This window comes from Tautonia marina (assembly GCF_009177065.1).
Taxonomy (GTDB): domain Bacteria; phylum Planctomycetota; class Planctomycetia; order Isosphaerales; family Isosphaeraceae; genus Tautonia; species Tautonia marina.
Map to the genome: position 1 here is coordinate 122,431 of NZ_WEZF01000006.1, position 21,700 is coordinate 144,130.

Genomic DNA, 21,700 nt, shown 5'->3' on the forward strand with positions numbered 1-21,700 from the left:
GAGGCATGAATCTCTCCCTCTGGGTTGCCCTGACGCTCGGCCAGGTCGTCTCGGTCTCCGACCGCTCCGATCCCACTCCCCCCGAGGCCGAGGCCGCCCTCCATGCCGCCGTCTCCTTCTTTACGGAAAAGGTCGCATCGCACGGGGCCTACGTCTGGCGGGTCAGTTCCGACCTGACCGACCGCCGCGGCGAGGGAATCGCCACCCCGACGATGGCCTGGGTCCAGCCCCCCGGTACCCCGAGCGTCGGCGAGGCCCTGCTCGACGCTTACCTCGACACGATCGATCCCCTCCTGCTCGACGCCGCCCGGGACGCCGCCCACGCCCTCTGCCTCGGCCAGATGCACTCTGGCGGCTGGTATTACTCCATCGAGTTCGACCCCGCCAGGCGCCCGGCCTTCGACTATCGCGACAACCCGCAAAGGCCCTCCAAGGCACCCCGCAACCACCGGATGACCACCCTCGACGACGACACGACCCAGGCCTCCCTCCGCTTCCTCATCCGGATGGATGAGACCCTCGACTTCGCCGACCCCCGCATCCACGACGCCGCCCGCTACGGCCTCGATGCCCTGATTTCCGCCCAGCACCCCAACGGCGGCTGGTACGTCTGGTGGGACTCCTTCCCCAAGCCTCTCTCGGAAGACGACTACCCCGTCCTCCCCGCCTCCTACCCCGAGACCTGGCTCCGCGAATGGCCCAACACCTGGCTCGGGCGTTACGTCACCAACGACAACCTCATGCCCGACGTGATCGACACCCTGCTGCTCGCCCACCGCACCTACGACGACCCCCGCTACCTCACCGCCGCCCGCCGCGCCGGCGACTTCCTCATCCTCGCCCAGATGCCCGACCCCCAACCCGCCTGGGCCCAGCAATACAACGTGGCGATGCACCCCGAGTGGTCCCGCAAGTTCGAGCCCCCCGCCATCAGCGGCGGCGAGTCCCAGGGCATCCTCCAGGTCCTCATGCGGCTTTACCGCGCCTCGGGCGACCCCAAGTACCTCGAACCCATCCCGAAGGCCCTCGACTACCTCCGCCGCTCCCAGCTCCCCGACGGCCGCCTCGCCCGCTTCTACGAACTCCGCACCAACCGCCCGCTCTTTTTCACCAAGGATTATCAACTCACCTATTCCAGTGACGACATGCCCACCCACTACGGCTTCATCGTCCCCTCCCGCCTCGACCGCATCGCCTCCGAATACGACCGCCTCCGCGAGCAACCCGCTCCGCGTCGATCGTCCCCCGAATCCATTTCTCCGAAGCTCACCCCCACCCTCTCCCGATCCGCCCGCGCGGTCATCGACGCTCTCGACGACCGCGGCGCATGGCTCGACCTTACCGAGAAGGGAACCCCAATCATTCAGTCGGCCACCTTTTCGGAGAACATCCGCGTCCTCTCCCGCTATCTCGCCGCCTCGAAGGCCGATTGACAATCGGTGTGTGGCACGGATGGCCTCACCATTGTTCCTTCGACCGGTGTGACCAAGGACGGTGCGATCGACCACGTGCGCGAGAGCCACTCGCTCCGGATCAGGGCCACGTCACGCTTGGAGACGTCTGTCATGGCCCTGTACGGGTGACTTCACCGATGCCAGTCGTCCGACCACCCCGCCCGAGCGGCCCTCGATTACCCCAGCAAGTGCTGCGGCGGGCCGAATCACCTGCAGCGCGAGCTTAATCGCTTTCACCCAACCAGGCCCAGGCAGCTTCGACTTCGGACGCATCGAAGTATTTCACGTTCGCCCGGGTAAATGGCTTGCAGAAGCGAGTCATCCATTCTTGCCATTTCTTGTCGCCGACGAGGGCGATGCGCTCGAAGTCCGAGTAATGCTTGACGCCTAGCGAGAGATCGTCCCAGGCGGCGTGCAAGTCCCACCCATGGAAGTCCTCGAACTGCGCCAGCAGCGAGACCTTACCCCCGGCCGCCGCGAGAGCCGTTTCTATGGTGGGGACAAAGCTCCGATAGTCTTCGTCATGGAGTTTCCCGCTGAGTCGGAATGCGAGAAGCTTTGGAGAATCGGTTTGGATTTGCTCGATCATCGCACCGCCTCCGATAGAGTCAGACGTCCCTTGCGCCCACGCTCCGCGGAATGGCCCGCCAAGGGAAGCCTTGATGCTCTCGGAAACCATTGTAGCGGGCCGAGACCTCTGTCAGGCCAGGTGAGGTAAACGTTGCGACATAACCGCTGGGTGGCCCGGGCAACGTGTTGCTTAGGTTTCCCACATCTTCAGCCTAATCTTCGTAGACGCAATCTCATGATGATTCAAGAGTTTGCGAGGAAAGTTCGTTGGCCCTCCTCCCGATCACCAGGCCAGGAGGTTCAACGTCACGCACACGAGCAACGGCAGGCCGATCGCCACCGCACACAAGACTGCCCCGGTGACCGAGAGCATGACGCCCCGTCGCCGAGGCTTTCGCTGCTCCAGGACGACCCCCGCCGCCCCGAGGCCGATCCCGACCAGGACCATCACCGCGCAGGTTTTCGAGGGGACCTCGATCGTCCTCCCCTCGACCTTCACCGGCGTAGCAACCATCCGGTTCGTCCACGGGCTCCGCGAATACTCAACATCGTCGACCACCATGATCGAATACGGCTCGGTCCAACCTGGTACCGGCCTGTCGAGTAACCCCGACACCGCCACGAACAGGACGAACGAACCGATCGCAATCGACAGAACGCCGAACATCAGCGACCCCATCCCCTCCTGAACCCGGCCCTCCTTCTTCCTTTTCCGCTCGTCACGCTCCCGGATCGCCCGGATCAGGTCAACGGACGGCGCCGATCCCCCTCGACGGTCCTCGCTCATGCGTTGCTCCTTGATCATTCCGCCCGTCCGACGACCGAGAGAGTTCGTTGAGTTTCGGACCCCGTTTGACCTGCTCGACGGCGATGTACGCGATCCGGTCTGCGGCGATTATCCGAGGGTCGAGCGAGAAGACGGACGAGCGCACGTTGGTGTTCCTGTTGCTCAACCCGCCGGCTTCGTCCCTCTCGGGGAGATACCGCTTCCCTGCGGCGTCGAAGACCACGACGCGGAATTCCGGGGCGTTGGGATCCGGCAGCCCTTGCCCAGCAACAATGCAGTGGATACGCAGCACCTCACCGTTGGTGTCGACGACGGAGAATCCACTGATGACCTGATCCTCTCGGGCCACACCCCAGTCATGGCCGACCCGGAACTTCTGAGGGAAAATCAACTCCCAGCCAGGTTCCTTGGCGAACTTCGGGCGCTCATGAGCGGGTATTTCCCTCAGCACCTCCTCGACCTGAACTTGTTGCACGAGTGTGGACGCCAGGAACGCGAGCGCGATCGTTGTCATCGATTCCTCCTGCATGTTCGAGGGAAGGGAAGCCCATCGCCGGCGTTGCGAATCACTGAATGGATGTCGCCAAAGCACGTCGATTGACCGGCCCTCCCTGTCCTTCAATCCTCAACCGTACGTCGCCAGAAAACCAGACGGCGTTGGACCCGAGACGCTTGTTGCCATCAAGGACAAACACTATCTGGCATGATCGGATGATTGGTGATCTTTACCCAGGCGCTACCCGACCGTCAAGCGATTTTCGAAGGGCCGTTGACGATCGGCCGGGGGCAAGTGCGACAATCAGAGGATGCCCCACCGCGACGGCCCCCGCATCCTGTTCGTCACCGGCCGCCTGGCGGAGTTCGCGCTCCGGCAGGTGCTCGATGACCTTGCGCCAAAAGCAAAGATCAGGGCCGAGGTCGCCGTCTTGCCGATCACCGTCGCGGCCCTGATGCCGCCGAAGTGGATCGCCAGGCACCTGCAAGTTCCCGAGGGAGTCGATCGCGTCATCCTTCCCGGCATGTGCAAGGGGGACCTGGCCCCGGTGGTCGAGAAGGTGGCACCCGTGCCCGTCGAGCGCGGCCCGGACGACCTGCGCGACCTGCCGCGCGCCTTTGGTCTCGACAGCCCGAAGGCCGACGGCTACGGTGCCTTCGACATCGAGATCCTCGCCGAGATCAACCACGCGCCGACCCTCCCGATCGACGCGTTACTTGCCCAGGCCGACCGCTTCCGCGCCGAGGGGGCCGACCGGATCGACCTCGGTTGCGACCCCGGAGGCCCCTGGCTCGGCGTCGGCGAGGCGGTGGCCGCGCTCCGGGAGCAGGGGCACCGCGTCTCAGTCGATAGCTTCGACCCCGTCGAGGTCGAGCGCGCCGTCGCCGCCGGGGCTGACCTGGTGCTGAGCGTCAACGGCTCGAACCGCGATCGGGCCCGCGACTGGGGGGTCGAGGTCGTCGTTATCCCCGATCAGGTCGGCACGCTCGACGGCCTGGACGAATCGGTTGAGTTCTTGACGAAGCACGAGATCCCGCATCGCCTCGATCCGATCATCGAGCCGATCGGCTTCGGCTTCGCTGCCTCGCTCGGCCGATACCTGGAAACGCGACGCCGCTACCCCGACGCCGCCATGATGATGGGCATCGGCAACCTCACCGAACTGACGGACGTCGATTCGAGCGGTATGAACGTCGCCCTCATCGGCTTCTGCCAGGAGCTTCGGATCGGCTCCGTCCTGACCACCGCCGTCATCAACTGGGCGCGATCGTCCGTCCGGGAGATCGACCTGGCCCGCCGACTCGCCTATCATGCGGTGACGAACAAGACGTTGCCGAAACACCTGGAGCCCGGCCTGGTGATGCTCCGCGACCCGAAGGTCCCCGCCTTCGGCCCCGAGAATCTCCGGGAACTCCGGCGCCGCATCAAGGACCCGAACTGGCGCATCTTCGCCGAGGACGGCATGATCTACGCCCTCAATCATCAGCACTTCCTCTCCGATTCCGACCCCTTCGCCCTCTTCGACCGCATGGGGGTGGATGAGCCCTCGCACGCCTTCTACCTCGGCTATGAGCTGGCCAAGGCGAAGACCGCCCTGACCCTCGGCAAGCACTACCGCCAGGACCAGGCTCTCGACTGGGGATTCCTCACCGAGCCCGAGGTCAGCGCCGTCGAGCGCCGCAAGTGGGAACGCGACCAGCACCTCCGCCACGAGGGCGGGGCAGGGGGGCTCGGCTCGTGATCCTCGAAGGCATCGTCACCACCCTCGGCCCCGACGGCTCCCTCAACATCGCCCCGATGGGGCCGGTCGTCGAGTCCCCCGCGCTCGACCGCTTCACCCTCCGCCCCTACACCTCCTCGACCACCTACCGCAACCTCAAGGCCCTCGGCGAAGGGGTCCTCCACGTCACCGACGACGTCCTCATGATCGCCCGAGGCGCGATCGGCCGCCTCGACGACGCCCCCACCCGCCCGGCCGACGTGGTCAAGGGTCGGATTCTCACGAACAGTTGCCGATACGTCGAGTTCCGCGTCTCCGCACTCGACGACCGCGAGGAACGCACCACCATCCATTGCGAAGCCGTCGCCTCCGGCACCCTCCGCGACTTCTTCGGCCTCAACCGCGCCAAGCATGCCGTCGTCGAGGCCGCCATCCTCGCCACCCGGACCGACTTCCTCCCCTTGCCTGAGATCCTGGAGCAGTACGACCGCCTTTCCGTCCTCATCGACAAGACCGCCGGGCCCGACGAGCAGGAAGCCTTCGCCCTCTTGCGAGCTCATGTCCACGAGATTGCCCGGCGTCGAGGCGTACCGATCCCCGGCTCCTCCGAAGTGGTCGTCCCCCGAGCCGTCCGCATTCGCACCCCCGGCCGCCTGCATTTCGGCCCGCTGACCTGGGGTCCGGACGCGGGTCGGCGATTCGGCGGCATTGGCCTGATGATCGAGCAACCCGGTGTTGAGCTTCGTGCCCAGCGGAGCGACGAATGGGCGATCACCGGCATGATGGGCCAGCGCCCCCGCGTCTCCGACTTCTCCTCGCGCGTCCTCTTCCAGATCGCCCGCAAGTTCGACCGCGCCCGGGGCATGGCCACGCATCTCCACCTCGACCGGGCCATCCCCGAGCACATCGGCCTCGGCTCCGGCACCCAGCTTGGCCTGGCCGTCGCCCGGGCCATCACCCTGCTCAACGGCAAAGGGGTGCTGCCCGCCTCCCAGTTGGCCCGGCTCTCCGGCAGGGGGGCCCGATCGGGCATCGGCATCCTCGGGTTCGATCGCGGCGGCCTCCTCGTCGACGGCGGCCACCGCGCCCCCGGTGCGGTCCCGCCGCTGGTCACCCACGCCCAGCTCCCCGGCGACTGGGCCGTCCTCGTCCTCATCCCCAACGCCCCCGCCGGCCTGCACGGCGAGCCCGAACGCCTCGCCTTCCAGAACCTCCCCCCGATGCCCGATTCCCTCACCGATCGCCTCTGCCGCCTCGTCCTGCTCGGCCTGCTCCCGAGCCTCGCCGAGCGCGACCTCCCCACCTTCGGCGCGGCCCTGGTCGAGCTGCAATCCCTCGTCGGCGACTGGTTCTCCCCCGCCCAGGGAGGCCGCTTCGCCTCTCCCGAGGTCGAGCAGGCCGCCCGCCATCTCCTCGACCTCGGCCTCCACGGCGTCGGCCAGAGCTCCTGGGGCCCCACCCTCTACGCCTTCGACAACGGCCCCCCCGACCGCCGCGACGCCCTGCTGAGCGAACTGCGCCACCACTTTTCCCTCCGCCCCTCCCGATGCTTCTGGACCCGCGCTTCCGCCTCCGGCTCCTCCTGGGAAACCATCGAGCCGATGCCCCCCGACCTCCTCGCCGCCGATCATCCCTGATCCGAAGGGCATTGCTCACGCCGATCCCTGCAGCTAGAGTGGTCGAAAGCTTCGGAGGGCCTCCTGATGGCAGAGCCAAACCACCTCGATCAGATTCCCGATGCTGAATGGGAGACGTTCCGCCGCTGCTGCTTCGTGCCCCGAACCTTCCGATCCTATCCTTGCCTCCTCATGATTGAACCCATGAACGAGGACGGCGATCGCTTCTGGGCCCCCTTTCGCGGCCAGCCGTTCGACCCCCAGATCTTCGAACTCGTCGAGGAGGCTTGGGATCACGAACACTGCGACGTCTGCAATCGCCGAATCGAGGACGGTGACGACTACTGGACCAACGACGGGCCGGAGCACGTGGACCTGTGCCCCCTGTGTCACCCCCGAGTCGTTCAGAGGCTGGAGTCATGATCAGCCTCCGCAGACCCCCCTTGGCATGATGCTCACCCAACGATGAGGCCGCAGAGGACTGGCCCCCAGCCCGCGGTCCTCTCTTTCGTCTCCCGCCGCTCACGACCCTGGAGCGTCTCGAACCCATGCCGCTGACCCTCCGCTGGCTTGACGCCACCACCCTCCCCGTCGCCTCGGACGCCCTCCGTGCCGATGGCCTCGCCGGCATTTCTCCTGTTGAGGCCGCCTCACTTCCCGCACGCATCGGCAACCAACCCTCCACGCTCGGCGACCTGTTCCGCATTGAGGGAGACGCCAGTGACGGTCCCCACCGTCTCGAAGGGGATCTCCGCCACGTCCGCGGCATCGGCTCGGGGATGTCCTCGGGCTCGTTGATCATTGAAGGGGATGTCGGCCCCTCCCTCGGCGCGGCGATGACCGGCGGCTCGATCACCCTCATCGGCTCCGCTTCCACCTGGGCCGGGGCCGAGATGCGAGGCGGATACTTGCACATTCGTGGATCAACCGGCGACTCTCTCGGAGCAGCTGAACCCGGCAGCCGTCGCGGCATGCGAGACGGCATGATCCTCGTTGAAGGCTCCGTCGGTTCCGAGGTCGGCCTGGCGATGCGCCGCGGCCTGATCGCCGTCACCGGCCAGAGCGGCCCCGGCCTCGGCCGTGGCATGATCGCCGGAACGATCCTCTCCCTCGGCCCCGTCGGCCGCCTCGCCGGTTCGGGGATGAAGCGGGGGACGCTCGCCCTGATCGATCCCGGCCCCGACTTCGAACCGCTCGCCACCTTTGCCGCCTCGGGCCAATACCGCTTCCCCTTCCTGGCCGTGTACCTGCGGACCTTGCGCGATCAGGGATTCCCGATCCCTCCCGGCCTGGAATCTCGCGCATTCGATCGCTACAACGGGGATCTGCTCGAAGGCGGCCAGGGGGAAATCCTCACCCTCGCCGCCGGCTGATCCGCCCGATGAACCGAACTCGCCCAGCCCCCGGACGCCCGATGAACCTCAACGCCCGAGCTGCCCGACGGACCGACTTCCTCATCGCGCACGCCCTGGAACGTCGGGTCCGCGTGGTCGACGTGCCGGGAGGCGGCCGGGTCGTCGATTGCGGCGTCGAGACTCCGGGCGGCCTCCTGGCCGGGCTCGACCTCGCCCGCATCTGCATGGCCGACCTCGCCGAGATCACCCTCGCCCCCGGCGAAGTCGGTGGCGTCGCCTGCCCGATCGTCCAGGTCGCCACCGATCACCCCGTCGCCTCCTGCCTCGCCAGCCAGTACGCCGGCTGGCAACTCGCCCTCGGCAAGTTCTTCGCCATGGGCTCCGGGCCGATGCGGGCCGCCTGGGCACATGAAGACGTCTTCAACGCCATCGGATTCCGTGAGGAGGCCGATGCCGTCGTCGGCGTCCTCGAAGGCCGGGCGCTGCCGACCGCCGACGTCATCGCCCACGTTGCCCAGTCGTGCCGCGTGGATCCCTCGGCCGTGACCTTGCTGATCGCCCCGACCGCCGGCCTCGCCGGCGGCGTCCAGGTCGTCGCGCGATCGGTCGAGACATGCTTGCATAAGCTCCACGAACTGGGATTCGACCTCTCCCGGATCGTCTCCGGCTTCGGAAGCGCCCCGCTGCCTCCCGTCGCCTCCGACGACCTGAAGGCGATCGGGCGGACCAACGACGCCATCCTCTACGGCGCCCGCGTCGTGCTCGATGTCACGGGCGACGACGACTCGCTCCGCGCCCTCGGCCCGAAGGTCCCGTCCTCCTCCTCCCGCGACCACGGCGAGCCTTTTGCCGACATCTTCGCCCGCTACAACCACGACTTCTACGCCGTCGATCCCCACCTGTTCAGCCCCGCCGAGGTCGCCTTCCGCAACCTCCAGACGGGTCATTCCTTCGCCTTCGGCCGCCTCGAACCCGCCGTGCTCGCCCGATCCTTCGGCACCGAGGGCGCATGACCGGCCCATGCCCCCGCACCTCGTCGCCCTCGTCTCCGGGACCGGCTGGCATGTCCAGGATCTCATCCGAGCATCCCAGGTCGTCGGCTGCCGCCTCGACCCGCTCCCGTTCCCCTCGCTCGCGGCCCGAATCGGCGGAGGGCCTGCCCGCATCGAGGCCCGCCAGGTCAACCTGCTCGGCGTCGATGGCGTGCTCGTCCGCATGATGCCCCCCGGCTCTTTGGAGCAGGTCGTCTACCGGATGGACGCCCTGCATCGCCTGGAAGCCCGCGGCATCCCGGTGTTGAACCCCCCCCGGGCCGTCGAGGCCGCCGTGGACAAGTATCTCTCGCTCGCCAGGCTCGACGCCGCCGGCCTCCCCGTCCCGCCCACCTGGGTCGGCGAGTCGGCCCGAGACGCGATGGACGCCTTCCACGCCCTCGGCGGCGATGTCGTCCTCAAGCCCCTGTTCGGCGCCGAGGGCCGCGGCCTTGTCCGGCTCTCCGACCCCGATCTCGCTCAGCGAGCCTTCCGCGCAATGGAACGGATCGATGCCGTTCTGTATGTGCAACAACATATTCCGAACGATGGACGCGACCTCCGCGCGTTCGTCCTGAATGGCCGGGTCCTTGGCGCAATCCGCCGCACCGCCCTCAAAGGCCAGTGGCGCACCAATGTCTCCCTCGGCGGCCGTGCCGAGGCCCTTCTCCTCGACCCCGAGGCCGAGCATCTCGCCCTCCGTGCTGCCCAATCCGTCGGCGCCCGCATGGCCGGGGTCGACCTGCTTCCCGACTCCCGCACCGGCCGTCTTGTCGTCCTCGAAGTCAACGCGGTCCCCGGCTGGCGGGCCCTCTCCGCGGCAACCGGCATCGACGTGGCCGCCGCCCTCCTCGACGATCTCATTCGGTGGCATCGATGATTAAGGATCTCTCCCGTTTTGAATTTGATCCCGCTTTTCTCGCCTGCCTGCTCGAAGCCACGGCTCGCAAGCCTGGCAACGTCCATCCGGCTCGAGCGTTCGATGACTCCCACTACCTCGATTTCGTCCTCTCTGCCGCGACCCTCTCCGGGTGGCTCGATCCGGATCGCATTCAGGAGTTCGGCGTCGGCGCTGTCGTCCGGGTCGCCGTGCAAGAGTCTCGTGCCCTCGTTGGCCATAACACCAACCTCGGCATGATTCTCCTTCTCACCCCGATGGCCGGCGTGCGTCACCAGGCCGAGGGGCTGCGCAAGGGGGTCGAGCGCATCCTCGACACCTTGACCATCGACGATGCCCGAGCCGTTTATGAGGCCATTCGCATCGCCCGTCCCGGAGGTCTCGGCTCGGTCCCCGATCACGACGTCGCCAACGAGCCCACCATCACCCTCCGCGAGGCGATGACCCTTGCGGCCTCTCACGACGCCATCGCTCGGCAGTATGCGACCGGATATGCAGACATCTTCGATCTCGCACTTCCCACGCTGCGAGACGCCCTCCGAGCCGGTCGTCCCCTCGAAACCGCCATTGTCCTCACCCACCTCACCCTCATGGCCGAGCGCCCCGACACCCTCATCGCCCGCAAGTGCGGCCCCGACGTCGCGCTCGAATCGTCCCGCCAAGCGATTGCCGTCCTTGCCACCGACTGGCCCGATTCGGCGGATTCGATCACGCAGATCCGAGCGTTCGATGCCTGGCTCCGTGCCGAAGGTCACTCCCGCAACCCTGGCGCGACCGCCGACCTGATCGCGGCCACCTTGTACGCTGCCCTCTGCGACGGGACAATCAAATTTCCCCGCCACCTTTCCCGCCCCGGATGGGACGCGGGCGACGTGCTCTGAATCCTCAGACTCCCACGGTCGAAATCATCCCCATGTCAGCGAATTTCTACACGGTCCGCGTCACCAAGGACGACCTTGTCTTCAGCGCCGGGCACTTCATCACCTTCAACGGCGATGTCTGCGAACGCATCCACGGCCACAACTGGCGCGTGGCGGTCGAGGTTGATGGACCGCTCGACGACAACCATTACGTCTTCGACTTCATCGCGCTCCGCGATCTGACGAAGGCCCTCGTCCTCGAACTCGATCACCGCATGCTCCTGCCCGACCGCAGCCCCTTCATTACCGTCTCCGACGACGGGCCGAACCTTGTCTGCCGTTACCGAGATCGGTACTGGAGCTTCCCCCGCGACGAGTGCGTCTTGCTGCCCGTCCCCAACACCACCACCGAACTGATTGCCGATTATCTCGGCCGACGCCTCCGCGACGCCCTGACCAACCGAGGTCTCACCCTTCCGCTTGCCATGCGCGTCTCGGTCGAGGAAAACTTCGGCCAGTGGGCCACCGCTCGATGGAGTCGTCCTGACGCATCAGCGATCTTCTGAGGAAATTTGACTCGATGCATTCAGCGAATCAGGTTTTTTGACGTTCACGTTCCAGAGGTCAAAGAGTCCTTGTTTGAAGAAACGCTCGCCGGAGAACCCGAAACGACATTCAACCGCGGATTCCCCGAGGCGTTGCGTTCCTCCTCCTCCCAGTGATCACCGAGTCCTTCGGTGGCGTCGTCCATGCGACCCAGGCAACGGTTGAACGACTGCATGGTGGCCAGCAGCAAGACCACGGTCAGGCCAAGGTACGCAACGGTCCAGAACAGAACCCAGAAGGTTTGACTGGCGAACGCTCGTGGGGGACCTTCGTCCGCGATCAGGGCATTGTACACACCGACGCCAAAGAAAGGACTTGCCGCCGCGATCCCGAGCGTCACATTTTGTGCCCAGTCTGCAAACAGCAACATGGCGAAAAATGGCCAACCAATCGAAACGGAAACATAAATTCCGGTGGTCAGGCCCACCGCCTTCCCCATTCGAGACGTCCAGGTGGCCAGCGCCAGGCCCAGGCTGGTGATGGCCGCCCCGTAGGCCAGAATCAACGCGGCCAGCAATGCTACCGCCCCGAACCGCCCGGAGGAGGTCGATTGGGCCAGGGCGACACCGATTGGCAAAATCAATAGCGGTGGGACCGATCGGAATGCTCCTCGCCACTTTCCCCAGACAATCGAACGGGTTGACATGGGGGTCGCCATCAAGACATCTAGGCTCCCTCGCTGCCGCTCCTCCGAAAGGCTCGTTGCCGCCGAGACGCTCAGCAATAACAATCCCAGCGGCACCTGCACCACATTCACGAAGACCCCCAGCCCCATGCCCCAGGTCTGTCCCGATAAGGCCAGTTGAATCGCATAAATGCTGAACCCACCACAAAAGAGAATGTAAATTCCCCACGAGATGAGGTCCATTCGAGTCGGTTGTTTTCGCTGACACTCGCGCCAGTACACCGGATTCTGATCGAGCGATGGGGAGGGCCAAAGACTCCGAAGCTTCCTCGAAACTCCCGCCGTTCCCGGCGCCACCCGCGCAAACCGATCCGACTCGATTGCCCCGGCCAGGCGTGCTCGAAGCGACCGTCGCCGTTCGCGCCCTCGTTCCACCTTGCCGAGCTGCCCGACCACCACCGATCGAATTCGCCAGATCGACACGCCGATCAAGCTTGCAGACACCGTCAGCCCCAGGCACAGGAACGCCAGGTTCGTTTGAAATGTCACTGGACGCATCATCGGCATCGGTTCAACTGCGGAGAGCACCAGAAACACCGGGTTGAATCGGAGCAATTCGTGAAACAGGGTGAGTTGCGACCCTCTCCAGTTCCTCGGGAGCAGTTCAAACAGGCCCAGGCTGATCGGCGCGGCCAGGAGATACAGAATTCCGAACACATACGCCATCATCAAAACTTCATGCGTTTTTTTTCCCCAGATCGACAGCGTCAGCGCGAGCGAGCAGCCGAAGATCGCCACCGCCAAGATCACCAGCAACGAACCAATCAGGCCCACCGGGTCGATCCCGCCGAACAGGGTTCCGATCGCCAGCACCGGAGCCGCGCAAAGGATCAATCCCAGCACCGGGACGAGTCGCGCCCCGAGCTTCCCCAGCACAATCTCCGTGTTCGACAGATCGGTCGCAAACAAGAGCGTCAGGTTGCCTCGCGCCTTGTCCAGACAGATCGACCCGGCGGTCGCGGCCGGTGCCGACAGTCCCACCAGGCCCAGCAACAGCATCGAGGTCGTTCCGAAAAACGCCTGCCCCACCTGGGCCTGATGCCGGATCGACATCTGCCCCGACGCCCTCCAGCTCGGGTTCGACTCGAACCAGACCAGCGTCATCGCCGCCAGTAAGAACAGGACCGTCAGGGACCGCATCGCATACGCCTGCCAGCGCCGCGAGGTCATCAACCACTCAAACGCGAAGACCGGCCCCAATCCGACACGACCCGCCATGATCCGGCCTCCCTCCCGATCCCAGGTGCCGAGCATCCCCTCGTCAACTCATTCGAACGCGCTGCCTGAATCTTAACTGGGTTCCGACGAGTGTCCTAGATTGCTTCCCGCGGAATCATCGCGCCACGAACCGCCGGCCTGCTCCTGCAACACCTTCTCCGCTTCAAGGGTGGGTTTCGATTGGGGTCTTGTCCGATTCTCGTTAAGTCCGGCGGATCGACCCGCTTCCGCAGTTTATCAGAACGATTACTCACATGGATTTCCATGATTGCCGAAGTGTGGCCACGGCCAGTCCTCCAATTCCTGCATAAAGCCCCAGCAAAACCAGGCCGACACTGCTGATTCGGCTGTCGACGCCAAAGTGCATCTGGCCCCAGAGGAAGACGGTCAGCGATTCCATGCCCGCGGGTGTCACCAGGTTGGTAATCGGCAGCTCTCCCATGCCCAGCACGAAGGCCACAAGCCAGGCTCCCGCGATGCCCCGTCGCGTCATCGGAACGGCCACCCGCCAGACCCGGCCCCACGGTCGCAACCCATCCACCTCGGCCGATTCCAGGAAGGCCGCTGGCACCCCTCGAACGGCCGGCCAGAGCACCAGAACCGCGAACGGGACCGTCCGCATCAAGGAGCCAAGAATCACAATCAAGGGTGTATCATAGATGATCGGAACTTCCAGGTAAGCAAGCTTCAACGCCATTCCTGCGACCGGCCCCGGGAGCGCGAGCAGCAGGGCCAGAAGGGTCACGATCGCCACGCGCCAGGCCCCTCGGCTCCGCAATTGCCACGCCAGGGCCCAGGCCAGCATCACACTCAGCGTTGCCCCCAATGCGGCGACGACTCCGGTCTGGACGACCGGTTCATGCACCTCGGCCATGGCGTAGGCAAGCGATTCGGTGAGTCCGTCCACCGACCATCCGGGAGCGATCCCTCGGGCGGCGTCTCCCCCAATCCGTCCCGCTCGCCAGACCATCGCCGTCAGTGGGGGGCCGAATAATGCGACCGTGACTCCCCAGACAAGGCCCCCCAACGGCCACCGCCAACGCCCCAGTGACCAGACCGTTCCGGTCCGCTTCCTTGTCGGCAGGCGCAAGGATTCAAACCGTTCCGTCAATCTTGATGCCACAAGCAGGGCAGCCATCAAGACGAGCGTCGGTGGAACCGCCACCAGCGCAACCGCCCAGGGGGGACGACCGAGCCCGTACTGCACGTAGGCTTCCTCGGCATAGGTCCGCACCAGCATCAGGTCGGTGACCGTCATGTCGCCGCTCGTCACGACCGCGACCAGAAGCCCGGCCCCGGCAATCGCCGCGGCAGAGCGCCTGAGCGTTACTCCCAGCGCCACTCGAACGAGCGACATGTCGAGCCGGGCCGATTCTTCAAGTTCCGGCTCAACCTCCTTCACCCCGATCCCGGTCAGCAAGACCACCCACGGCACCCCCGCGGCCGCATGAACAAAGGCGGCGCCAGTCCAACCTTCCAGCAAGGGATCCGTTCCAAACGCCTGTTGATATCCCGCATTTCCAAATCCGCCGATCCATCCTGCCGCGTACAAAGGCATCGGCACGAAAACGGCCAGGGCCATCATCCCAAGCACCGCAGCGCGGCCCGGAAGGTCCGTTCGGCACAGGAGCAGGGCCATCGGGACACCCAACACGAGCGATCCCAGCACCGCCCCCCCCACCACCCGCGCCGTCTCAACCGCGGGGCCGGCCACCAGCCCCGCCTCTCGACCAAATGCCGAGGCATCAATCAACCCTGATGAGGTGGAGGTTCCCGCGTTTCCTTCGAGGGTGTACAGGATCGTGGCCACCATCGGCCAGACCACCACCAACCCCAGGGCCGCCCCGGCTGCGATTCGACCTGTCCCGGCGGCACCGATCACGCCCGGAGCCCCGCCTCGCGCATCAACAGACTCGTCGAGTCGTACGCCTCCCGAACCCATTCAAGAATCTTATCGGGCTCGGGCGAGTACTCCAGCTCGATCGAGATGGTCGCATCAGGAATGTTCAACTGCTTGATGGCATTCAGGTAGCCCGCGAACTCGACCACCCCCCGACCGGGCGGCAGGTCTCCGTGGACCTTGCCGTCACAATCCGAGATGTGGACGTGGGCAACCCGTCCGGCCAGTTCGACGATCTTCTCCGGGGGCTCTCCCGAGAGGACCAGGTGGGAGATATCCAGATTTGCCTTCACGGCCGGGTGATCCACCTCATCCAGGAAACGGACCATGCCGGTGATGTCTCGCACCAGTGAAAGCTCGAACGGTTCCAGCTCCAGCGCGATCTCCAGGTCGAGGTCCTCGGCATACTCTCCCAGGGCCCTCACATTCTGCACCCCGGTGGCCCACTGTTCCTCGGGGGGAATAACCTGTTTCTGCCAGATGTACTCCCCAAGCACGAGCAACAGATTTCGTGCCTCAAACTCATAAGCCATATCCAGATATTTTCGACATCGATCGATGTGAAAGCGTTGCACGCTTGGGTTGAAGTCGATCAGGCCGACCGCCACGCACGGCACGCTGACAATCGGCAGGTTGAGCTTGTCGCAGGCGTCCTTGATCAGTTTGCGTTCTCGCACGTCGATATCGAGGGGATCGGCGAAGATGTCGATGCAATCGAACCCGATCTCCTTGGTCTTCTGGATGCCGAAGGCCGTTTCCCGACCGGCCTGGGCCCAGGCGGAGTTGATCAACCCAAGGTTCATGACCGTCCTCCCCGTCTCTAACGCTGCGGTTCCAACCAGTGCAAACGGATCACGAACACGAATCGGCGAGCGACGATCCCTCGTGACGGCCTGCGACACCATTCCATCGTGCCTGGCTTCGAGCGTCTGGTCTAGCCCTCGCTCCGGCCGAGATCGTACCCAACCTGACGAGACCGTTGCGTTCCGTCCGGCCGTGCGGAATACTCACTCCGAGAGACACCAACGAGCCGCCTCGAGTCGGTCGTTCTTCGTCGTTCTCCCACGCGATTGCCGGAGGTTCCCTCACGATGAGACGAGGTCCGCGACTTCGACGACTGACACTGCTGGCGCTCGTTCTCTTCCTCACGCTTTCGTGTCGAAAGCCAGCACCAGTGCCTGCGATACCACCGAATCCTCCGGATGTTCCTCAGGACGAGATCGAGCCTCAACCCCCTGACGACGCAGAGGATCTCGGCCCACCCGACGATCCGGATGAGCCTGAACCTGATCAAGAGAACCCCGAGCCGCTCACGCTTGATCAGATCGATCTGGAAAATCGCTCAGTCGACGAACTGTTCGAGCTGGTGCCCCGCCTCGACGCTCTCGAAGACCAGCGGGTCGTTCTCGAAACCGTGGTCCGCCGTCAGCCCGATCATCGCCCGGCGCTGGTCAGGCTCATGGAGGTTCTGCAAACAATGGGGGTCGACCTCGCGATTCAGGAGGGACGACGCGAGGAGAGTTTTTCGTTTCTGAACCGATCCGCCGCGGTTGCTCGCATGCTGCTGGAACATGATACGCCGCCAAATGAAAAAGAGAAAAATTACATCGGCATTACATTGTACAATGAGGCGTGCAATCTTTCGCTTGTAGGGAGCGAGGATCAGGCAATCGATTCGCTTCGCCAGGCGCTCGAACTGGGATTCAGTGATCCGATCATCTGGGATGATCCGGAACTGGATGCTCTCCGTGATCGAGAAGATTTCGCGCAACTTCTCGAACAGTACCGAGATCAGCTCACCCCTTCAGACACCGATGGCAGTGACGAGTCGTCCCCTTGAGCTTCCGCCCGCGGGAGGAAGACAGCTCGAAGCGGAGTGCCCTGAGCCTTAGCGAACCTCAACGGTCGAATGAAATCCGGCCGGCATCGGCAGGCGTTCCAGTCCTCGACGCAGGGCCAGACGTTGCCAGGGACGAGCCGCCTCGGCTCGGATGTGGACCCGAGGACCGACAATCAGCAATTCGACCGAATTGAGTCGATCGGCTTCGCGTTCAATGATCATGTGTTCGAGCTTTTGTTTCAAAAATTCCGGTGCGGTCGGGTCGCTCGGGTCGAGATTCAACGGCGGGGCGGCCGGTTCCGGGGGGCTTGGGGATGGTGAGGCCGAGCGACCGACCAGGCGGTCCAACAACCCCGTGAGCAGTCCCGGACGTTCCTGATCGATTGAGGGCGATCGTTGAGCCCCCCGATCCCGACCGAATCGCTCATTCCCCCGGAATCGTTCCCGACCGGTGGAGCCTTGGTCCGGTCCCGGCGGCAGGAACGGATTGCGGCTCGTGAATTCCTTTGGCTCGGTGTCGATCGGCGGCGCGATTGTGGTCGCAAGCGGTGCCAGGGCTTCCGTGTTAAGACGGTCCGTAGCGGAGACACTCAGGGGGGGCTGGACCCGGATTTCCTCAGGAGAAACCACGGACGTCCTCATCTCCGGTCGATCGAGGTTCCCCTGGAAACCCGATCCGGGCCCTGCTGGGTCAGGGGAAGCCGGGTGAGGCATCGGTGGAAACGGGATCGGCGGAGCCGGATGATACTCGCCGGCGATCACCTCGGACGGAGGTTGCACGACCAGTCCCGCGACCTCCTGGGCGGTCGCGGTGGTCCGAAACCCAAGCAGGAGCATCGAGATGCTTGTGACCATTGACCATCGGCGCATGACCGTCACCTTGCGACAATTCGATCCGATCAACGGGGCCTTCCGATCACCCTCTGTTCTCTGGTCGGCTGGCGGGATGGGTTCCGGAGAGGGTGGTTGAAGGGGGCTGTCCTCTTGAGAATCGGTTGCATGGGTTGTGAGGGTCGCATTCGTTGATCCGAGAGATCGGTCAAGCATCTTGGGAAACGCAATCGTCGGAGTCGACCCCTCGTGAAACGGAATCGTGCCCGATCGGCCATTGTTACCGGAGCGTCCAGCGGGATCGGTGCCGCGATGGCGCGGCAACTGGCGAACCAGGGGGTCCGCGTGGGACTGACCGCCCGGCGGGTGGACCTCCTGGAGGAACTCGCGGCGTCGATCCGAAGCGCCGGGGGAGTGGCGGCCGTTGCTCCGGCCGACGCGGCCGATCGGCAGGCCACGTCCGAGGCCATCGCCCAGCTTGAGCAGGAACTCGGCCCGATTGATCTGTTGATCGCCAACGCGGGAATCGGTCGCAGCTCGCCGAGCGTCGGCTTCTCGGCCGAGGTGGTCGAGGAGATCTTCCGCGTCAATCTGCTCGGGGCAGCAGTGGCCATTGAAGCCGTCTTGCCGGGGATGCTCGATCGAAGGCGAGGTCAGATTGTCGGCATCAGCAGCCTGGCGGGATTCCGGGGGTTGCCCGGATCGAGTGCCTATTGCGCCAGCAAGGCGGCCCTTTCGACCCTCCTCGAAGGGCTTCGACCCGATCTCACGCGGCAAGGGGTCCTGGTGACGATCGTGCATCCCGGCTTTGTGCGGACACCCATGACCGAGCAATCGCGTCATGTGCAACCGTGGATGATGGACGCCGATCGCGCCGCCGCGATCATCCTCAACGGCATTGCCAGGGGCCGGCGCCGGGTTGATTTTCCCGCGCCGACCCTGGCCTTGATGCGGTTGGTCCGACTCTTGCCCGCGCCGATCTTCGATCGGCTTGCCGCTCACATTCTCTCGCCATAAGGTCGCGGTGGTCGGTTCAGGAACCGAGTCGACGAGTTCCATCTCGCCACGATCGGATCGAGCCGACGACCCCCGACAAGGCGAGTCGACCCCGGGCTCAGAACCCGGGTGGACAGCCGACGATGATCTGACGGATCTCGCCGAAGATTCCGACCGGAACCCCGATGAACGCGGCAGACGCCAAGCGGTGAGCCGGATTCGGCTTGGCCGTTTGGTAGTATTCGACGGGTTTGCGTAGCAAGGGGTGTCGATCGACAAAGGTCGCTCGACTGGGTTGGCCTAGCATGGGGTCGCTCAATGCCGGGTCGATTGACACGAGGGAAGGGTCCATCGCTACCGATTGGTTGCGGATGAATTCCTTGCGATGACATCCCGTGGTCAAGGTCGCCAGCAGGGCAAAGAGCACGACCCATCTCGCTCGTGTCGACATGGGATCCTTCCTCCTTCGGGCGCAAGCTTGTGGGGCAATCGCTCGATTGCCAGACACGCCGCCCGACGAAGTCTGACACCCGAAGGAGGAGAAATCCAATCGGCGAGGCCCCCTGAGACGGGCGGACCTGCGGCTCACCATGATCGTAAGGGTTGGTCGGGCGGAACCCGAAGACACGTTGGTTTATAACGATCCACCGTTCCCTTCGACCAGAAGGATCGTCCAGAACGGGCGGCCGTCCTCGGCGTTTGCATAGCCGATCCCCACGCGATCGAAGGGGCCGAGCAGGTTCCGCCGCTGCTGAGCTGACTCGGTCATCGCGTCGAGGACCTCCTTCGGGCCGGGATTGCCCGAGGCAACACTCTGGGCGAGGCGGCGATACGAGACCCCTGCCTCCCGGACCCGATCGGCAATCGAGGGGCCGGGAGGCTTCAGGGAACCGGCCTTCGCCATCGCCTGGGAATACGCCCGGGCGATCCGTTGAAGCTTCGGGTTCGGAGCAAGCGGAGGGAGCTGTTCGTTCAATCGGAGGGTGTTGATTTGCTTCAGGAGTGCGTCGGCGGCCTCGTCGGGATTGCGCTGAGGGATGGGGGTGGCGAAGACGACGCACCAGTAGGGTCGGCCGTTGGGGTCTTCCTCGCGGGCGGCGCCCAGTTCCTCGAACTCGCCGAGGATGTTCCGCCGATGTCCGGAACTGTCCATCCAGCCGGTCATCACCTCCTCGGCCGTTTCCTGACCGGCGGCGACATTCTCACCGACCGACTGATACGGGTATCCGACCTGCTTGACGCGATCGGCCGGGGTCGAGCCATCGACGCCTCGATGGCGGACCTTGCCCAGTTCGATCATGCCGGCGACCTGATCCCGAGCGGCCTGGCTCAGCGTTGGAGAGAAGGAGAGGGGAGGCAGGTCGCGCTCGCTTCGGATCGCGTTGTGACGTGACAGGAGGTCGCGGATCACGCGGTCGGGCGGGTCCGGATCATCGAGGGCGATCGGAACCACCGGGGGATGATCCGGGATCGGTCGGAGCGGTTTCGATCCCTGGCAACCGGGCAGCGCAAGGACCCACGGCAGGGCCAGCAGGGCCAGTTGGGCCTTGAATCGCGGAATCACCGACTGACGCGAAGGGGGCATTGGGATCGGTCCTCCGGATCGATTCGGCCGGGAGAGGGGTCGGACCGGGCATGAAGGATCATGATGAGGGGCCAGGGGGATCGATCTTCTGAAGGGGTTGAAATCGGTCAAGCCCGATCGGTCTCCCTCGGTGGGGTGATCGGACCAAACTGGTCGGCCGATCGGCCCGTGACGTACGATGAATCGGCGTGTTCCGGGTCGGGTGGCCCGCCATCGGAGTCTTGAAGCGAGGCAGCCATGCCGGGCAGTCGGATCGGACCGTTTGTGGCGATCGACCTGGAAACGACCGGCCTCATTCCGGGCGTTGACCGGATCGTCGAGGTCGGCGCGGTGCGGTTCGACGCCGAGGGCCAGGTGCAGGATCGGTTCGCCCGGCTCGTTCATCCGGGGCGGCCGATGAGCCCGGCGGCCGAGCGCATCCACGGCATCTCCGATGCGATGCTGGCCGACGCCGAGCCGAGGGAGGTGATCTTGCCCGCCTTCTTCGACTGGCTGCTGGGGGATCGGCCGCATCGGGTGCTGGCTCACCATGCACGGTTCGATGCCGGATTCCTCGGCAATGAGCTGGCGGCGATCGGTCGCTCGATGCCGGGAGTCGAGATCACCGATACGCTGGCCCTGGCTCGCCATCGCTTGCCGAAGGCCGGAAGCCACCGGCTCGACGCGGTCGCCGAGCTGCTGGGAGTCTCTGCCGGCCCCGCGCACCGGGCATTGGCCGATTGCGAGCGGGTCAGGGGGCTCTGGGTGGCTCTCGACGGCGAGAAAGGGCCTCACGTTCGCTACCCGATTGCCGACCCGGTTCAGGAGCAACTGATCCCCTGCGGCTGGGAAGGGCTCTCGGCGGCGATCGCGGCCGGGGATCGGCTGTTGATCCGCTACGAAGGGGGATCGCGAGGCAGCGGGCCGAGAGAAATCACCCCCCGACGCGTGATCCACAAAGGGGGGGCGGCCTATCTGGTGGCCTTCTGCCATCTGGAACGGTTTGAGAAAGCGTTCCGCCTGGATCGGGTGGTGTCGTTCGATCGGATGGATTCGGCAAGGCCGGTCGCCTGACGCCCGGACAGGCTCGATGGAGGAGCCGCCGAGGGAGGGCGGTCTCAAGCCCGCTTGATGATCCGACTTCCGGCGGCTAAGGTAGTGAGCTTGGGGCTGCTCCGGCCGATTCCATCGGGAAGGGTCGAGGGGACGGCCCAATCCGGATCGACGGTCGGTCGGCCGACGATCGGTGACGTACCGAACTGCTGTCGAGGCT

21 protein-coding genes are annotated in these 21,700 nt (G+C 65.0%); 12 read left to right on the forward strand and 9 right to left on the reverse strand.

Going from position 1 to position 21,700, the window contains the following annotated elements; translation table 11 throughout:
- The first annotated feature begins 5 nt into the window (after window positions 1–5).
- Window positions 6–1,433, forward strand: a complete 1,428-nt coding sequence (locus tag GA615_RS09280) for a pectate lyase (protein ID WP_152051009.1) — start codon at window positions 6–8, stop codon at window positions 1,431–1,433.
- 244 nt (window positions 1,434–1,677) lie between these two features.
- On the opposite strand, the gene GA615_RS09285 is transcribed toward GA615_RS09280, so the two are convergent.
- From GA615_RS09285 to GA615_RS09295, 3 genes are all read right to left on the reverse strand, one after another.
- Window positions 1,678–2,043, reverse strand: a complete 366-nt coding sequence (locus GA615_RS09285) for a SpoIIAA family protein (RefSeq protein WP_152051010.1) — start codon at window positions 2,041–2,043, stop codon at window positions 1,678–1,680.
- 264 nt (window positions 2,044–2,307) lie between these two features.
- Entirely contained in the window at window positions 2,308–2,811 is a 504-nt protein-coding gene (locus tag GA615_RS09290) for a hypothetical protein (protein ID WP_152051011.1), read from the reverse strand.
- Entirely contained in the window at window positions 2,771–3,325 is a 555-nt protein-coding gene (locus GA615_RS09295) for a hypothetical protein (RefSeq protein ID WP_152051012.1), read from the reverse strand. Before GA615_RS09295 ends, GA615_RS09290 begins: the two co-directional genes overlap by 41 nt.
- A gap of 292 nt (window positions 3,326–3,617) precedes the next feature.
- Between GA615_RS09295 and GA615_RS09300 the strand changes: the two genes are divergently transcribed.
- The 8 genes from GA615_RS09300 to GA615_RS09335 all read left to right on the forward strand — a co-directional run bounded on the left by GA615_RS09300 (window position 3,618) and on the right by GA615_RS09335 (window position 11,353).
- Window positions 3,618–5,048: a DUF6513 domain-containing protein gene (locus GA615_RS09300; protein WP_152051013.1), complete on the forward strand. Its 1,431-nt coding sequence runs from the start codon at window positions 3,618–3,620 to the stop codon at window positions 5,046–5,048.
- Entirely contained in the window at window positions 5,045–6,664 is a 1,620-nt protein-coding gene (locus GA615_RS27415) for a beta-ribofuranosylaminobenzene 5'-phosphate synthase family protein (RefSeq protein ID WP_161602249.1), read from the forward strand. Before GA615_RS09300 ends, GA615_RS27415 begins: the two co-directional genes overlap by 4 nt.
- A 66-nt stretch (window positions 6,665–6,730) precedes the next feature.
- Window positions 6,731–7,066, forward strand: a complete 336-nt coding sequence (locus GA615_RS09310; RefSeq protein ID WP_152051014.1) for a hypothetical protein — start codon at window positions 6,731–6,733, stop codon at window positions 7,064–7,066.
- A 125-nt stretch (window positions 7,067–7,191) separates the two neighbouring features.
- Complete coding sequence (locus GA615_RS09315) at window positions 7,192–8,016, forward strand: formylmethanofuran dehydrogenase subunit C (RefSeq protein ID WP_152051015.1); 825 nt, start codon at window positions 7,192–7,194, stop codon at window positions 8,014–8,016.
- Window positions 8,017–8,024: 8 nt separating this feature from the next.
- Window positions 8,025–9,011 (forward strand): methenyltetrahydromethanopterin cyclohydrolase, encoded by a 987-nt coding sequence (mch, locus tag GA615_RS09320; RefSeq protein ID WP_235905267.1) that lies wholly within the window; start codon window positions 8,025–8,027, stop codon window positions 9,009–9,011.
- Window positions 9,012–9,018: 7 nt separating this feature from the next.
- Window positions 9,019–9,909: an ATP-grasp domain-containing protein gene (locus GA615_RS09325; protein ID WP_152051016.1), complete on the forward strand. Its 891-nt coding sequence runs from the start codon at window positions 9,019–9,021 to the stop codon at window positions 9,907–9,909.
- Window positions 9,906–10,808, forward strand: a complete 903-nt coding sequence (locus GA615_RS09330; protein ID WP_152051162.1) for a triphosphoribosyl-dephospho-CoA synthase — start codon at window positions 9,906–9,908, stop codon at window positions 10,806–10,808. The genes GA615_RS09325 and GA615_RS09330 overlap by 4 nt, the downstream gene beginning before the upstream one ends.
- Before the next feature lie 32 nt (window positions 10,809–10,840).
- Window positions 10,841–11,353 carry a 6-pyruvoyl trahydropterin synthase family protein gene (locus GA615_RS09335; protein WP_152051017.1) on the forward strand — a complete coding sequence of 171 codons (513 nt, stop codon included), beginning with the start codon at window positions 10,841–10,843 and terminating at the stop codon, window positions 11,351–11,353.
- A 44-nt stretch (window positions 11,354–11,397) separates the two neighbouring features.
- Here the strand turns inward: GA615_RS09335 and GA615_RS09340 are convergent, their stop codons facing one another.
- The 3 genes from GA615_RS09340 to GA615_RS09350 all read right to left on the reverse strand — a co-directional run bounded on the left by GA615_RS09340 (window position 11,398) and on the right by GA615_RS09350 (window position 15,999).
- Window positions 11,398–13,296 carry an ABC transporter permease gene (locus tag GA615_RS09340; RefSeq protein WP_161602250.1) on the reverse strand — a complete coding sequence of 633 codons (1,899 nt, stop codon included), beginning with the start codon at window positions 13,294–13,296 and terminating at the stop codon, window positions 11,398–11,400.
- A gap of 250 nt (window positions 13,297–13,546) precedes the next feature.
- Complete coding sequence (locus GA615_RS28420) at window positions 13,547–15,178, reverse strand: ABC transporter permease (protein ID WP_152051019.1); 1,632 nt, start codon at window positions 15,176–15,178, stop codon at window positions 13,547–13,549.
- Complete coding sequence (locus tag GA615_RS09350) at window positions 15,175–15,999, reverse strand: sugar phosphate isomerase/epimerase family protein (RefSeq protein ID WP_152051020.1); 825 nt, start codon at window positions 15,997–15,999, stop codon at window positions 15,175–15,177. The genes GA615_RS28420 and GA615_RS09350 overlap by 4 nt, the downstream gene beginning before the upstream one ends.
- Before the next feature lie 371 nt (window positions 16,000–16,370).
- Between GA615_RS09350 and GA615_RS09355 the strand changes: the two genes are divergently transcribed.
- The gene (locus GA615_RS09355; protein WP_152051021.1) at window positions 16,371–17,036 is read left to right on the forward strand and encodes a tetratricopeptide repeat protein; all 666 of its coding nucleotides are present in this window, start codon (window positions 16,371–16,373) and stop codon (window positions 17,034–17,036) included.
- A 48-nt stretch (window positions 17,037–17,084) separates the two neighbouring features.
- Here the strand turns inward: GA615_RS09355 and GA615_RS09360 are convergent, their stop codons facing one another.
- On the reverse strand, window positions 17,085–17,906 hold the full coding sequence (locus GA615_RS09360) for a hypothetical protein (RefSeq protein ID WP_152051022.1): 822 nt from the start codon (window positions 17,904–17,906) through the stop codon (window positions 17,085–17,087).
- A 210-nt stretch (window positions 17,907–18,116) separates the two neighbouring features.
- Between GA615_RS09360 and GA615_RS09365 the strand changes: the two genes are divergently transcribed.
- Window positions 18,117–18,884: an SDR family NAD(P)-dependent oxidoreductase gene (locus GA615_RS09365; protein ID WP_152051023.1), complete on the forward strand. Its 768-nt coding sequence runs from the start codon at window positions 18,117–18,119 to the stop codon at window positions 18,882–18,884.
- A gap of 97 nt (window positions 18,885–18,981) precedes the next feature.
- On the opposite strand, the gene GA615_RS09370 is transcribed toward GA615_RS09365, so the two are convergent.
- Entirely contained in the window at window positions 18,982–19,314 is a 333-nt protein-coding gene (locus GA615_RS09370) for a hypothetical protein (protein ID WP_152051024.1), read from the reverse strand.
- A 183-nt stretch (window positions 19,315–19,497) separates the two neighbouring features.
- A complete protein-coding gene (locus tag GA615_RS09375; protein WP_152051025.1) occupies window positions 19,498–20,448 on the reverse strand; it encodes a CAP domain-containing protein in 951 nt (316 codons plus the stop codon).
- 237 nt (window positions 20,449–20,685) lie between these two features.
- Here GA615_RS09375 and GA615_RS09380 point away from each other — a divergent pair, with 237 nt between their 5' ends.
- Complete coding sequence (locus GA615_RS09380; protein WP_152051026.1) at window positions 20,686–21,501, forward strand: exonuclease domain-containing protein; 816 nt, start codon at window positions 20,686–20,688, stop codon at window positions 21,499–21,501.
- The last annotated feature ends 199 nt before the right edge of the window (window positions 21,502–21,700 follow it).